Here is a 15093-nt window from a genome sequence, read left to right as displayed (position 1 = left end):
AGGCGAAGTCATCAAAACCGTGCCCGAGCACGCGATCGTGGAGACCCTGATCGAAGAGGCCATGCGCATCGCGGACACCGTCGACACTCCGGGCACACCCACTGTGACGGTGGGCTGAGGCGATCAGGTGGGCTGGCCGATGGCGAGGATCCGTTGCAGCAGCCGCTGCAGCTCCGGCGCGGGCGCGATGCCCAGTTCCTGGTCGAGCGTGCGCCGCAGCGTGCGGTACACGTTCAGCGCGTCGCTGCGGCGGCCGGAATGCGTCAGCGCCTCCATCAGCCGGGCGTGCGCCCATTCGTTCAGCGGCTGGCTGATGGTCAGCGAACGCAGTTCCCCGATCAGCTGCAGGTACCGGCCCAGCGCGAGGTCGGTCTGGATCCGCAGCGCCTGCGCCGCGGTGCGTTCTTCTTCGAGCCGGGCCTTGAACGGGCGCAGAATCGCCCCGGTCTCCACGTCGGCGAGGACCCGGCCGCGGAAAACCTCCAACGCGCGCCGGAAACTTTCCGAGGCCTTTTCATGTTCACCGGCCTCGTAATGCGCGCGGCCCGAGTGGTAAAACGAGGAAAACCGGCTGACGTCGAGCTGGCCGGTGCCCAGCGAAAGCAGGTAGCCGGAGGAGACCGTGCGCAAGCCGTGCCCGCCGCCGGGCTCGCCCATCGCTTTCCGGATGTGGCAGACATACGTGCGCACGGTCAGCGCGGCCTGGCGCGGCGACTCCTCGCCCCACAGTTCGTCCACAATCTGGTCAGTGCTCACGATCTGGTTGTGGTAGAACAACAACAACGCCAGCAGCTGCCGGACCTTCGGCGCCTTCGGCATGCTTACCTCGGCGTCCCCGCATTCGACCCGCAACGGGCCCAAAAGCTTGAAATCCACGGCTTTCCCCCAGGAATCACCGCACGAAGAGGCCCGGGCGACCCGCCCTCTCCGCACCAGCCAGTTTTTACCGCACCCAGTAACGGCGCTGCGCGGGGTCGCACGCCGCCGGAATCCGGAGTTCCCGGACCGCGTCGCGCGGCATTTCTTTTTCTCCCGCCAGTGCCGCTGGGCGCAGCTTGCCATATCGGGTTCGGCACTGTCCACCGACACCGCGGCCGATCGGGGCAATGAGCAACCCCGCGGACCGCGCAATGCTTGCCCGATACAAGGAAACAACCCGGCACACCCGCGCGAAAGTCAGGGTCGGGCAAAATATGGATATCGCTATTTAATCTGTATTTACTTTCCGCCCGGCGCGGAAAGCGGATATTCCCGGCGCCCGTCCGCCGCGGGCCCCGGATTGCGCGGCTGTTGAGCCCGCGTTGATCCCGCGCCTTCCACCCACGGGTGGACCCGGCGAACCCACCCGCGAACCCAACCAGCGGTGGACGACGCCGGACGGGCCGCGCTCCTACCGTCGGCGGCAGCGGTCGTCGCGGGGTCCCGCGCGACAGCCACCGGAGCCGGGAGGATTGTCATGTCGGGCGCGCCACTCGCCTTCGTGCACCACGCGAACCAGCTGAACATCACCGACGGCTACGACAACCGGGACGGCATCGGGCGGATCTGCGACGGCTACGCCGCGGTGCTCGACCTGCACCGCCGCTACCGGATCCCGACCGGGCTGCACCTGTCCGGCACGCTGCTCGAAGCCGCCCTGTGGCACCGTCCGGGATTCGTCGGCCTGGTGCGCGAACGGATCGCCGACGGCACCGTCTCGCTGCTCGGCGGCACCTACTCCGAGCCGATCATGCCCGCGTGCTCGGAGTGGTCGAACCGCCGCCAGCTGGCCGCCGCCGCGGACCTGCACCGGCGGCACTTCGACCTGCCCGAGGGCCAGCCGCCGACCGCCTGGCTGCCGGAGCGGGTGTGGGCGCCGGAGCTGGCCGGGGTGCTGGCCGAGGCCGGGATCCGCCGGGTCCTGGTGGACGACCGGCTGCTCGCGAAGCCGGTCCCCGAGGACGGCTATCCCGCGGACTCCCGCGCGCACGCCGACCTGCACGGACCGTTCCACTGGGACGCCGAGCGGCCGCCGCCGTTCCGCCCGGGCCTCGCCGATCTGCGCCTGCTGCGCCCGCGCGCGGCGACCGGCGACCTGACCGTGCTGCCGATCTGTTCCTACCTGCGGTACCTGTTCCCGCCCCGGACGGACGCGCACCTGCACTTCCTGGAGGCGTTCCTCGCCGATGTCGGGGAGCGGCAGACCGGCGAGGAAATCCTCGTGTACGCCGACGACATGGAACGCGCGGCCGGCGTCGGCGGCTGGGAACCCGCGCTGGAACGCTACGAGCGCCTGCTGCGGTTCCTGGCCGAATCCGGGGCGGCCGAACCGGTCTGCCTCGATTCCTGGCTGGACGGACGCCCGCGGGCCGCACCCGCCGACGTGCCGGCGGGGACCTACTACGAACTGGAGGTGGACTGGTCGGCCGGGCCGTCGTACCGCGGCTGGACCGACACCCAGGAATGGTGGTCCTACGGGGAATTGCTCGCCTCCGTCGAACACGAGATCCGGGAGGCGGGCAGCGCCGTCGAACCGCGGCTGCGGGCGGTCGCCGAGCGGATGCTCCTGCTGGGCCAGCACGAACTGGGCTGGCACGACCGCGCGGAGGACGGGCAGGGCCGGGCGCTGGCCCCGTGGGTGCGCGCCACCGCGTCGCACGCGCGGCTGGCCCGGCCGCTGCTGTCCGCGGCCCGCTGGGCGGCGGGCGGCCGCTACGCGCCTTCCGCCGGGCTGCACGACATCGACCGCGACGGCGACGGGGAACTCATCCTGGTGAGCGACGACGTGTGGTGCCTGGTTTCGCCGAGGGAGGGCGCACGGGTGACCCTGCTCGCGCACCGCCGCCCGCGCGGTTCCGGCGAGGACGGTCCGGCGCTGATCGCCGGGAATCCGGCCGACCACTGGAACTTCCAGGAGGAACTGCACCGCTACATGGAGGTGCCCGCCGCGCATCCCGGCGCGCTGGCCGACCGCGAGACCGCGCACCGCGCCTGGATCCCGTGGGTGTCCGCGCAGGACTCGTCCGCGGTGGCGGTCGACCTTCGCCCGGAAGACGGCTCCGCCACCGAGGTGCGCCGGTACGCGCTCCGGCACGGCGTCCCGGCGCTGCTGGCCTGCATCCACACCGCGACGCCGGGGCGGCGGATCGAGAACCTGATCGTGCCCGACTACCTGGAGGCGCTGCTCGACGGCCGGGAGGCGGTCAGCGCGATCGGCGGGGAACTCTGGCGCGGCTGGAAAAGCGGGGCGAGCCAGTGCTGGCTCGCGTTCGATCCCGGGCAGGCTGCCGTGCACACCGACGAGCCCACTGCCGCCGGGCACGGGTTCCCGGCCACCGTCGTCGCGCACGACACGCACGTGGATTTGCTGCTGGGCGCGGGATTCGTGCACGACGCGTTCGCGGTGCGCTGGCTGGCCATGGCGCGCGACGTCCTGCACCCGGCTCCGGCCGGGCAGCCGCGGACGGCGGCGCTGGCCGCACCCACCGGCGTGATGTGATGGCACCACCGGCTCTGCGGAGGCTGGTGCGTCATCTGCGCGGGCATCGCGGCGCGTGCGTGCTGGCGACAGCGGCCGCGTTGGCCGCCACCGGGTTCGCCGCGGCGCTGCCGCTGGTGCAGCAACGGCTGATCGACCGCACTGTCGTCACGCACGCCGATCCGATCGCACCGTATCTGGTGGTATTGCTGGCTTTCGCGCTCGGCCGGTTCGCGGCCACCGCCGTCCGGCAGTACTGGGGCGGCCGGACAGCCCTGGACGTGCAACGCGAACTACGCGCCGACGTGGTCGCCGCGGTGCATCGCCTCGACGAGAGCCAGCGCGTCGGATTCGGCGCTGGGCAACTGCTCGGCCGCGCGACCGGCGACGTCTGCTACGCACAGGGCCTGCTCGACCCGCTGCCCGCCGCGATCGGCAACCTCGCGCTGCTGGCCGCGTCGGCGACCGCGATGGTGCTGCTCTCCCCCGTGCTGACCGGGCTGGTGCTGGCGGTGTGCCCGCTGCTGGTGCTGGCCGTCCACCTGGCCCGCAGCCGGATCTTCCCGGCGGGACTCGCCGCGCAGCAACGGTCGGCGGAGCTGACCGGCCGGGTGTCCGAGGTGCTGGACGGACTGCACGTGGTGACCGCGTTCGGCCGTCAGGACCACGAACTGGCCGCCATCGAACGGCACGCCGCGGCGGTGCGCACCGCGCGGATCCGCACCGCTCGGGTCTCCGCGGCGATCCTGCCGTTGATGAGCGCCGTGCCGTTGGCCGGACAAGTCGGGGTGCTGGGCATCGGCGGCTGGCTCGCGCTGCGGCACGACATCAGCCTCGGCACCTTCGTCGCCTTCGTGAGCTACCTTGCGCAGTTGGTCGGTCCGGTGCGCGCCCTGGCCGGTTTGGTCGGGTACGCACAGGAAGCACGCGCGGGGCTGGAGCGCTGCTTCGCGCTCATCGACGTCCAGCCGAGACTGCAGGACGGTCCGCACGGGCTCCCCGATCAAGCGCTCGGCGTCGCACTGCGCAACGTGCACTTCTGCTACGACGCCGAGCCGGTGCTCCGCGACGTGTCGCTCACGATCGCGCCAGGCGAGTACGTCGCGGTTGCCGGGCCGCCGGGTTCCGGGAAGTCGACCCTGCTACGCCTGTTGTGTCGCCGCTACGACGCGACCGCTGGCTGCGTACGCGTCGGCGGTGTGGACGTACGCGCGCTGAACGGTGAAGCGTTGCATCGAGCGGTAGGGGTGCTCACCGAAGTACCACAGCTGATGCCAGGCTCCTTCCAGACGAACATCGCCTACGGCGCGCCAGACGCCGACCACGCACGAATCGTCGCGGCGGCCCGTGCGGCCGGGCTGCACGACTTCATCCTGGCAAGCCCGGACGGCTATCAGACCAGGATCAGCGACGGCGAACTGTCCGGTGGGCAGAGACAACGCATCGCGCTCGCCCGGGCGTTGCTCCCGGAGCCGAAGCTGCTGCTGCTCGACGACCCGACGACGGCGGTGGACGCGGTGACCGAGCGCGCCATCCACCGTCACCTGCGCGGCCTGGCCACCACCCGGGTTGTGGCGACCAGCCGCCCGGACCTCCTCCGTACCGCCGATCGGGTGGTGCTGCTGGAATCCGGCCGCGTCGCGGACATCGGAACCCACGAGGAGCTTCAGGCGCGCTCCTCCGCCTACCGCGCACTCCTCGGCGACGCGGTGCCCACGGCACCGCCGCAGGAACCCGCCTTCTCGCACCTGGTTACGGCACCCGCCGTCGTCCCGCCTCGCCGATCCGGGCTGTTCCGCGCGCACCGCAAGGGATTCCTCGCCGGTTTGTCGCTGCTCGCCGCTGGTACTGCCACCGACGTGCTGCTACCGCTGGCCGTGGGCCGCGGAGTGGACTCGGGCGTGAATGCCGGGCAACTCGGCATACTGCTGGCATGGGTCGCCGCCGGTGCGGGCTTGGTCGCGCTCAACGCGCTGAGCACCGCGGGCGAAACCGTGGTGACCGGCCGCACCTGCGAGCGGGTGCTGTTCGGCTTGCGCCGCCGCACCGCACAGCACGCACTCGCGCTCGGCCCCGCGGAACGGGACCGCGGCCGGTTGATCACCCTGCTCACCGCCGATGTCGAGGCACTGTCCCATTTCTTGCGCAACGATCTGCCCGGCGCGTTGGTCAGCGCGGTCAGCACCATCGGCGCGATCACCGCACTGTCCTTAATGGACGGCGGACTGGCGCTGCTCGCGCTCGCCGGAGTTCCATTGGTGCTGCTGGCCACGGGGTGGTTCCGACGCCGCTCCACCCCGCTTTACACCCTCGCGCGGGAGAGCCTGACCACCTTCACCACCGCACTTCGCGAAACCATCAGCAGGCTCACCGTGGTGCAGCTTCACGGCCGCCGGCACGACAGCGTCACCGAACTGGGCGCGCACGACCGCCGGTACCGCGACGCCCGCGTACGCACGCATCTGTTGACCGCGCTGTACTTCCCGTTCGTCGAGTTGGTGGGTGCCGTGACAGCCGCCGTAGTGCTTGCGGCCGGAGCAGCGCGCATCGAAGACGGCACTCTCACCGCGGGCGTACTGGTCGCCTTCGTGCTGTACCTCGACTCGCTTTTCGCGCCCGTGCAACAGTTCGCCCAGGCTTACGACGGTTACGCGCAGGCCGCTGTCGCCGTACGACGGCTTCGCGCCTTCCTCCGTACTGAACCGGCCGTACCGTCTCCGCGACAGCCTCTTACGCCGTCCCAGCACCTAGGCGCGGTTCAGTTCAACCAGGTACGCATGCGCTACCCCGGCACCCAGCGCGACGCCCTGTCGGACGTTTCTCTCGACGTGCCGGCGGGCAGCACGCTGGCCGTGGTCGGTGCCAGTGGCGCGGGGAAGTCCACGCTGCTGAAGCTGCTTCTCCGGTTTCACGATCCGTGCGAGGGGCAAGTTCTGGTGGACGGCGTCGACCTGCGCAGCTACGACGTACGGTTGCTGCGCAGGCAGATCGGGTTCGTGCCGCAGGAACCGTACCTCTTCGGGCGCAGCGTGCTCGACAACATCCGTTACGGCTGCCCAGATGCCAGCCCGCGCGATGCCGTCGCCGCAGCGCGTGCGGTGGGCGCGCATGAAGTGTTCGAGGCGTTGCCGGACGGCTACGCCACTACGGTCGGCGTCGGCGGCTCCGCGCTGTCGGCAGGCCAACGTCAGCTCGTTTCGCTCGCCAGGGCCCGGCTTCTGGCACCCGCCATCCTTGTCCTTGACGAAGCCACCGCGAATCTGGACCCGCGGACCGAAGCACGATGCCAGGCCGCGACGGCCGCGGCGTGCGCCGGACGCACGGTGATCCTCGTCGCGCACCGCCTGCACACCGCCGCGCGGGCCGACCGCATCGCGGTGCTGGAGGGTGGGCGGCTGGCCGAGGTTGGCACCCACGCCGAACTTCTGGCTGCCCACGGTCACTACACGAAGCTCTGGGGCTCCCCCGAAACCACGCCCAGATGAACCTCACTCGCTCGTAAGCCCGTGCCGAAACGCGTACCGCACCGCCTGCGCCCGGTCCCGCACGCCGATCTTCGCGAAAATACGGTTGATGTGGCTCTTCACCGTCGCCTCGCCGATGAACAGCCGACCGGCGATCTCGCGATTGGACAACCCGCCGGCGACCAGCCGCAGCACCTCGACCTCGCGGCCGCTCAACACCTCGTGCGCCGCGGTCCGCGCCGGTGGCTCCTCCGGCGAGTCCATCCCGGCGAGCAGACGCCGCTGCACCTCGGCGTCCATCACCGACTGGCCGGACGCGGCCGCGGCCAGCGCGCGGGCGATGTCCGCGCGGCCGGCGTCCTTGGTGAGAAATCCCAGGGCGCCGGCCCGCAACGCGTCCCGCACCGAACTGTCGTCGGCGTACGTGGTCAGCACGACGACTTTCACCGCCGGATACTCGTCGCGCAGCCGGGCGGTGGTGCTGACCCCGTCCCGGACCGGCATCCGCAGGTCCATCAGGACCACGTCCGGCGGATCGGCGGCGACCATCTCCAGCACCGCGTCCCCGTTCGCGGCGGCGCCGACCACCGTCGTCCCGGGGAAAGTCTCCAGCAGGGTCACCAGTCCCTCGCGCACCGCCGTCTGGTCGTCGGCGACCAGCACCCGCAACGGCCCGTCCATCAGTCCCCCTCGGTTCGCGGCCGCGGCACCCGCGCCCGCACGGTCCAGCCCGGTCCTTCGGCCGCCGCGTCCAGCGTGCCTTCCAATTGCTCGATCCGTTCCCGCATGCCGACGAGCCCGTACCCGCCGCCGGTCGTGCCGCGCTCGGCTTCGCCCGGCGCGCCGTTGCGCACGACCAGTTCGACCCGCTCCGCATCCACCGCCAGCGAGACGGTCACGGGCGCGCCCGGGGCGTGCCGGCGCACGTTCGTCAGCGCTTCCTGGCCGAGGCGCTGCAGCGCCAGCGTGACCTCCGGGCGCAATTCCGGCTGTTCGGCGGGCTGCTCGAAAGACACCGGCACGTCGGGATAGTCGGCGCGGTAGTCCTCCACCAGCGTGCTCAGGAATTCCGGCAGCGAGCGTTTGTCCCCGCGCAGCGCGCCGATCGCGCGGCGGGTCTCGGTCAGGCCTTCCCCGGCCAGCCCGCGCGCGCGGATCACGCAGGCCCGCGCCCGGTCCGCGCCCGGCACCGTCTCCAGCAGCGCGTCCGCGGCCTCCAGCTGCACGATCAAGCCGCCCATCGCATGCGCCAGCACGTCGTGGATCTCACGGGCGATCCGGGCCCGCTCGGCCAGCGCCGCGGAACGGGCCTGTTCCTCCTTCGCCACCTGGGTTTCCACCAGCAGCAGCTCCGTCTGCGCGACGTGCAGCGTGCGCTGGCGGCGCACGATCCCGGCCAGATAGGAGGCCGCGACCGCGAGCACCGCGAACCCGCCGGGCAGCAGGTTCTCCCAGAACCGCTCGGCGATCCCGGCCGCGGCCATCGCGAAGACCGCGAGCACCCCGGCCGGACCCGGCTCCAGCACGCTGGCGGCGGCCAGCACCATCAGGCAGACCAGGATCACGCCGACGTCCGAACCGGAAGTGCCGGGCACGAGCAGCGCGCCGCCCGCCACCCCGACCGGCAGCGCGATCAGCCGCAGCAGGCCTTCCCGGTCGCGCAGCAGGCCCCAGCCGAGCCAGCCCGCCGCGCCGACGAGCAGGCCGAGCAGGTTCAGCCCGGGCAGCCCGTGCGCGCCGATCCCCGGCGGGGTCACCGCGACGGTGTAGGCCAGCACCACCATCAGGCCCACGCGCACCGCCCAGCGCACGGCAGCGGCGAGCGCTTCGGACCGTCCTTCGCCGGACACCGCGGCCCGTACGGTCCTCCTCGCCTCGTCCATGCCTGGCAGGTTAACCGCAGCCGCGGCCGGTCGTTACGACCGCAACTCGCGCGGTGGGGCGAAACTCAGCTTCTCTTCCGCGGTGCGCACCTCGCGCACGTCGCCGAAACCGTGTCCGGCGAGCAGTTCGAGCACCTGCTCGACCAGATCCTCGGGAACGGACGCGCCGCTGGTGACCCCGACCGTCGGCACGCCCTCCAGCCACGCGGGATCGACCGCGGCGGCGTCCTCGACCAAGTACGCCGCGGATGCGCCGCCGTCCAGCGCGACTTCCACCAGCCGCACCGAATTGGACGAATTGGCGGAACCGACGACAAGCACCAGCCCGGCCCGGGACGCCAGCTCCGCGACCGCTTCCTGCCGGTTCTGGGTGGCGTAGCAGATGTCGTCGCTCGGCGGGTCGGACAGCAGCGGGAACCGTTCGCGCAGCCGGCGGACGGTCTGTTCGGTCTCCGCGACCGAAAGGGTCGTTTGGGACAACCAGGTCACTTTCGCCGGATCGCGCACTTCCAGGCCGGCCACTGCTTCCGGGCCGTCCACCACGATGGTGTCCGCGGGAGCCTCGCCGCTCGTGCCTTCGACCTCTTCGTGCCCGTGGTGGCCGATCAACAGGATCTGGTCGCCGCGCGCAGCCGCACGCACTGCTTCGCGGTGCACCTTCGTCACCAGCGGGCACGTCGCGTCGATAGTGCGCAACGACCGCCCCGCTGCGGCTTCGTGCACCGCGGGCGCGACGCCGTGCGCCGAGAACACCGTGACCGAGCCAGGCGGCACTTCGCTCACCTCGTCGACGAACACCGCGCCCAGCCGCTCCAGCCGGCGCACAACATGCGTGTTATGCACGATTTGCTTGCGTACGTAGACCGGCGCGCCGTTGCGCTCCAGTGCGGCCTCCACGGCGCGTACGGCGCGATCCACCCCGGCGCAGTACCCGCGCGGGCTCGCCAGCAAGACCTGTTTCATGGCCGCGACCGTAAGCGGGGCACGGCGGACCGCACGAGATTCCTCAACGCGGGTCCAAGGTGGCCTCAACAGCGCCGTCCACGCTCGCTCGACGCGGAGGCAACCGATCGGCCGCGCGGTCCGGCCAGCCGAGTTGCTGCAACCGGTCGAGAACGGAGAATTTCTGATAGCCGAGACCGGAGATGTTGTGCATGATCTTGTAGCACAACCGGCGATTCCGGCCGTGGCAGGAAAGAATGTACTTGCTGCGCGCGTACCCGAAATTCCCGACCGCGGTGGTGAACATTTCCGCGAACCGGTGGCTGAATTCGGAAATGGTTTTGAGCTCCGGGCGGCGCACCCGGTCGTATTCGGCCAGCGCGGCGTCGACCGCGCCGGCTCCGGAGGTGGGCACGTCCCGGAACGCCCCGGCCAGCCGCACCGCGTCCGCGATCGCCGCGTTCATGCCCTGTCCGGCCATCGGGTGCACGGCGTGCGCCGCGTCGCCGATCAGCGGCATCCCCGCGCCGTGGAAGACCGGCGCGACGAACCGCCGCGCGGACAGCACCCGGCAGGTCGGCACCCCGGCGCGCACGGACTCCGCGATCGGGGCCGCGCTCGGGCACGCGGCGACCGCCTCGTCCACCCACCCGGCCAGCCCGGCCTTGCCGATCCGGTTCACCAGCCCGCGCGCGACCTGCAAGTACAGCCGTCCGCCGCCGCCGGGCATCGGGTACATCACCCGCATCCCCTCGCGGGTGATCGTGGTGGTCGCCTGGTGCGCCAGTTCCGGAACGCCGGCCAGGTCGATCGCGACCACCTGGTGGTCGTACGGCGTGGTGTCCACTTCGATCCCGACCTGGGCGCGCAGCTTGGACGCCTGCCCGTCGGCCGCGACGACCAGGTCCGCGGACACCTCGGCGCGGGCGCCGCGCTCGCGCAGCACGACCCCGGCGACCCGGCCGGATCCGTCCCGCACCGCGCGGTCGACCGAGACCCCGCGGCGGAATTCGACGCCGGCGGGCAGCGCCTGGATGAGGTTGTCCAGAATGCCTTTGTAGGTGTGGGTGAGACAGTGGTCGTAGGCGCTCGGCAGCCATCGGTAGTCCATCGCGCACAGTTCCGCGCCGTCGTCGCCCGCGCAGACCAGCCGGTCGATCCGCCGCCCGCCCGCGCCGCGCAGGGTTTCCAGCGCGCCGATCGAGTCCAATGTGGCCAGCGAACCGGGCTGGAGGAGTTCGCCCTTGAACGTTTCCACCGTGTCGGTGAGTTTGTCGGCCAGCAGCACCCGGCGTCCCTGCCCGCCGAGAAGAATCGCGGCGGTCAGCCCGCCGGCCCCGGCCCCGCATATGACAATGTCGTAATCGCTCACACCATTTACCGTTCTGCTCCGGAAGACGCGCGAAATCGCACCGCGAGTGCACAGAAGAATCCCCCGCGAACAGCGTGACACGGGCCCGCGAAACCGTCAACGCGGCCGCCGGCTCGGTTGACCGCGCGAACTCGGCCGTGTCACACTGATCGCGCCACGCCTGTGTCCTTTTCCGGGCGTTCCGGCCGCGATTCCCTTTCCCGCCAGGTCCGAAAGCGAGCGACCATGAGCCTCGACCCCATTCTCCCGCCCGGGGAGCTGGACCACGCGCTGGCCCGCACCGCCGACGCGCTGTTCGCTCTCCAGCGCTCCGACGGCAGCTGGGAAGGCAGGCTGTCGGCCAGCCCGGGTTCCACCGCCGACGTGGTGATCGCCATGCACCTGGCGGATCCCGCGGGCTGCCGGGACCTGATCCGCCGGGGCCTGGATTTCCTGCTGGCCAACCAGGGCCCGGACGGCGGCTGGGGCGACGACGTGGACACCGAGCCGACGCTGAACGGCACCGCGCTTTCGGTGGCCGCGCTCGCTTTGGTCATCCCGGACGAGGCCGCCGAGCAGATCCGCCGCGGCTGGGCGCGCGTCGGGGAATTCGGCGGCACGGCGGCGATCCGGGACGTGGAACAGTGCTCGCTGACTGTCCTGGTGCACTTCTACCTGGTGCTGGCCGGGCTGATGAGCGACGAAGGCCTGCTGCGCTGCCCGATCGAACTGGCCCTGCTGCCCGCCCCGTTGCGCCGCAAGCTGACCTTCGCGATGCCCACCGCGCTGTCGTGGGGCCTGATGTGCGCCGAACTGATGCCCGGCGGCCGCGTGCGCGCCGCGCTCAACAAAGCCGCGACGCCGAAGGCCATCGAATACCTCGAAGGGCTGGTCGGGTTCGAAGGCCCGGAAGGCGGTTTCGTCGAATCGCCGATGATGTCGGCCAACGTCTGCATCGGGCTCACCATCGCGAAACAGCGCCCGGACATCGTGCGGCACTGCCTCGACTACTTCCGCGCCACCATCAAGCCGGAAGGCGGCTGGGCGGTCACCCGCGACCTCGAGGTCGACGCGACCAACTTCATCACCACCGGCCTGCAGCACGCCGGACTCGGCGACGACGCGCGGGTGACCAAGGCGGTCGGCTGGATCCGTTCCGCGCAACGGGACGAGGACTTCATCTGGACCGGCGCGCCGCCCGGCGGCTGGGGCTGGGGACTGCCGTCCGGCTGGCCGAACAGCGGCAACACCGGAGACGCGGTGATCGCGCTGTCCGGCGACGGCGCGGACGTCAGCGACCCCCAAGTGCGGCGCGGCACTGAATGGCTGCTCCGCCAGCAAAACTACGACGGCTCGTGGAGCTGCTTCGCGCAAGTCGGCCGGATCGCGAGCATGGACCCGTCCTTCGCCATGGTCGGCAAGGCGCGGTCGCCGAAGGTGCTGTACGGACCCTGCGCGGTGATGTCCGCCGAAGCGTTCTCCGCGCTCGCGTTGTCCGGACGCTGCCGCCCGGACGACGAGCCGCTGCGCAAGGCGTACGCATGGTTCGCGAAGGTGCAACGTGCGGACGGCGCCATCGAGAACAAGTGGTACGTCGGGCAAGTGTGCGGAACGGGCTCCGTGCTTCGCGCGCTGGGCGACGCCGGCCTGGGTTCGAGCGCGGTCGCGCGGCGCTGCGTCTCGTGGTTGCGGCTCAACCAGAACGAAGACGGCGGCTGGGGCGACGCGCTCGGCCGGGGCCGCTCGACGGTCGAGGAGACGGCGATGGCCTTGCTGGGCCTGTGCGCCGCGGGCGTGACACCGACCGCGCCGATGGCGGCCCGCGGCGCACGCTGGCTCGTCGACCATCGCGACGCGGACGGTCTGTGGCAACCCAGTTTGCTCGGCGTCTACTTCCTCGAACTGCTGTACCGGCACGACCACACCGCGAACGGCTATGCCCTGCAAGCACTCGCGCGTTATCGCGAAGCATTGCGCGAAGGCACCGCGACCGCGCCGGGAACGTTCGACCAGCCGCGTTGGGCGGTGCCGCATGGAAGCCACTGAGCAGGTCAAGCCGTGGAGCGCGGAGTTCGAGGAACTGCTCCGCAGCGAACTGGCCCTGTGCGACGAAACGTCTTCGCTCGAACCCGATACTCCGTTGCTGCACTACGGGCTCACGTCGCTGAGCACGTTGGCGTTGAGCAGCAAACTGGTTACGCGGTACGGCATCGAGCTGCCCGCTTTCGACGAGCGCGCGTTCCGTACGCCGCGTTCGCTGTGGAAACTCGTCGAAGGCACCTTGGACGTCCCCGCGGACGGAGCCGCCCGAGGTGTCTGGCGCGCACCCGCGCAGGGACTGGCCGCGCGTTTCGCCGAGACAGCCGCACGGTTCGCCGACGAGCCGTGCCTGGTCGACAACGCCGGTGTGCTGACGTACGCGGAAACCGCGGCCCACGCCGCCGCACTCGCCGAGACCGTCGGCGCGGGCGGCGTGGTCGCCGTACTCGGCGAACGCGAGATCGCGACGTACTGCGCCTACCTCGGCGTCCTCTACGCGGGCGCGACGATTGTGCCGCTGTCGATGGACTTTCCGCCGGAACGCAACGCCGACATCGTCCGTCAGGCCGGCGCGCGCTGCGTCGTGCACACCGATCTGCGCGGCGAAGAACCGTTGGAGGCGCAGCTGTCCGCGATGGCCGGGATCCCCGTGGTGGACATCCACGGCGCGGCGAATCCGAGCCCCGCCGCACGGGCCGCGGCTCCGGTCACCGGCGACAGCCCCGCGTATGTGCTGTTCACCTCCGGCTCGACCGGGCGGCCGAAGGGGGTGCGGATCACCCACGGGAACGTGGAAGCGTTCCTGGCCGCCGCGCTGCCGTCGTTCCGGACCGGTCCGGGGGAAGTCTTCTCCCAGTGCCACGGGCTGACGTTCGACTTCTCGGTGTTCGAGATGTGGGGCGCGTGGAGCAGCGGCAGCGCGCTCGCCGCCGTGCCCCGCGTGCACGCGCTCAACCCAGCGGGGACGATCGCCCGGCACGGCGTCACCGTGTGGGCCTGCACGCCGAGCCTGCTCGAAGCAGCCGCCGCGGCGGGCAACCTGGCGCCGGGGTCGCTGTCCGGACTGCGGCATGTCGTGATCGGCGGCGAACCGCTCCGGCGCGAGACCGTCGCGCTCGCCCGCGCCGCCGCGCCGGAGGCGGTCATCGACAACGTCTACGGACCGACCGAGACGACAGTCTGGGTCAGCACCTACCGGCTGGCTCCCGCCGACCCGGTCCCCGGCCACGCGATCCTGCCCATCGGCACCCCCACGCCCGGCGCCGACCTGAGCATCGACGACGACGGCGAACTGCTCGTCGCGGGCCCGCAGGTTTTCGCGGGCTACTCGGACCCGTCGCTGGACCAGGAGAAACTGATCACCCGGGACGGCCGGAGGCGCTATCGCACCGGCGACCTGGCGGAATGGCACGACGGCCTTCTCCACCACCGCGGCCGGTTGGACGGACAGGTCAAGATCCGCGGCCACCGCGTCGAACTCGCCGAGATCGAACACGTCGCGACAGGTCTTCTCGGCGTGCGCACCGCCGCGACTCCCGTGCCCGGCGTCCGCGGCGACACCGTCCTGGCTTTGTTCGTCGAGACCGGGACTGTCGACGAGGCCGCTCTGCGCCTGTCGCTGGGCCGCAGCCTGCCGGGTTACATGGTCCCGGAACGGATCTTCGCGGCCGATGCGCTTCCGTTGAACCCCCACGGGAAACTCGACCGCACACAACTGGCGGCACGGCTGCGTTGAGAAGCCGAAGGACCTCACGAGCCCGAACTGGCCGTCCGCTTCCCAGCCTGGCCCCCGGGAATCTGAGTCCTTGAGGGAAACCCTGACGGACTCAGATTTCCCCAGGGTTCCCCGCACGGACGGCTCGGTTGTGCTCACCCCAGCGCAACCGGGAAAGGAGTGCCAGCGTCCGCGTTCCCTCCGGCAAGTGCTCATCTCCCGATGTACGGCGAGCGCGCTCC

General features: G+C 71.2%; 9 protein-coding genes and 1 pseudogene. 5 read left to right on the top strand and 5 right to left on the bottom strand.

Annotation, left to right across the window (positions count from 1 at the left end):
• Nucleotides 1–118, top strand: a pseudogene (locus tag H4281_RS45915) (flavodoxin-dependent (E)-4-hydroxy-3-methylbut-2-enyl-diphosphate synthase); the annotation flags it as partial.
• Between the two features lie 5 nt (nucleotides 119–123).
• Here the strand turns inward: H4281_RS45915 and H4281_RS35350 are convergent.
• On the bottom strand, nucleotides 124–876 hold the full coding sequence (locus tag H4281_RS35350; protein ID WP_182895208.1) for an AfsR/SARP family transcriptional regulator: 753 nt from the start codon (nucleotides 874–876) through the stop codon (nucleotides 124–126).
• Nucleotides 877–1456: 580 nt separating this feature from the next.
• Here H4281_RS35350 and H4281_RS35345 point away from each other — a divergent pair.
• Together H4281_RS35345 and H4281_RS35340 are read left to right on the top strand one after the other, a co-directional pair.
• Complete coding sequence (locus H4281_RS35345) at nucleotides 1457–3478, top strand: polysaccharide deacetylase family protein (protein ID WP_182895207.1); 2022 nt, start codon at nucleotides 1457–1459, stop codon at nucleotides 3476–3478.
• 26 nt (nucleotides 3479–3504) lie between these two features.
• On the top strand, nucleotides 3505–6942 hold the full coding sequence (locus H4281_RS35340; protein WP_182895206.1) for an ABC transporter ATP-binding protein: 3438 nt from the start codon (nucleotides 3505–3507) through the stop codon (nucleotides 6940–6942).
• A 3-nt stretch (nucleotides 6943–6945) separates the two neighbouring features.
• Here the strand turns inward: H4281_RS35340 and H4281_RS35335 are convergent, their stop codons facing one another.
• Genes H4281_RS35335 through H4281_RS35320 form a run of 4 tightly spaced genes read right to left on the bottom strand, consistent with a single transcriptional unit; the run spans nucleotide 6946 to nucleotide 11118 of the window.
• Entirely contained in the window at nucleotides 6946–7602 is a 657-nt protein-coding gene (locus tag H4281_RS35335) for a response regulator transcription factor (RefSeq protein WP_182895205.1), read from the bottom strand.
• Complete coding sequence (locus tag H4281_RS46430; protein WP_182895204.1) at nucleotides 7602–8804, bottom strand: sensor histidine kinase; 1203 nt, start codon at nucleotides 8802–8804, stop codon at nucleotides 7602–7604. The genes H4281_RS35335 and H4281_RS46430 overlap by 1 nt, the downstream gene beginning before the upstream one ends.
• Nucleotides 8805–8837: 33 nt before the next feature.
• The gene (locus tag H4281_RS35325; RefSeq protein WP_182895203.1) at nucleotides 8838–9767 is read right to left on the bottom strand and encodes a 4-hydroxy-3-methylbut-2-enyl diphosphate reductase; all 930 of its coding nucleotides are present in this window, start codon (nucleotides 9765–9767) and stop codon (nucleotides 8838–8840) included.
• Between the two features lie 43 nt (nucleotides 9768–9810).
• Complete coding sequence (locus H4281_RS35320) at nucleotides 9811–11118, bottom strand: FAD-dependent oxidoreductase (protein WP_182895202.1); 1308 nt, start codon at nucleotides 11116–11118, stop codon at nucleotides 9811–9813.
• Nucleotides 11119–11343: 225 nt separating this feature from the next.
• On the opposite strand from H4281_RS35320, the gene H4281_RS35315 reads away from it, so the two are divergent.
• Both H4281_RS35315 and H4281_RS35310 read left to right on the top strand, forming a co-directional pair.
• Nucleotides 11344–13143, top strand: coding sequence for a prenyltransferase/squalene oxidase repeat-containing protein (locus H4281_RS35315; protein WP_182895201.1), 1800 nt, complete (start codon nucleotides 11344–11346; stop codon nucleotides 13141–13143).
• On the top strand, nucleotides 13130–14872 hold the full coding sequence (locus H4281_RS35310; protein WP_182895200.1) for an AMP-binding protein: 1743 nt from the start codon (nucleotides 13130–13132) through the stop codon (nucleotides 14870–14872). Before H4281_RS35315 ends, H4281_RS35310 begins: the two co-directional genes overlap by 14 nt.
• The last annotated feature ends 221 nt before the right edge of the window (nucleotides 14873–15093 follow it).

The sequence above is a fragment of the Amycolatopsis dendrobii genome (genome assembly GCF_014145675.1).
Lineage (GTDB): Bacteria > Actinomycetota > Actinomycetes > Mycobacteriales > Pseudonocardiaceae > Amycolatopsis > Amycolatopsis dendrobii.
Note: the sequence above shows the minus strand (reverse complement) of the source record. Positions and strands in the feature narration are given on the sequence as shown.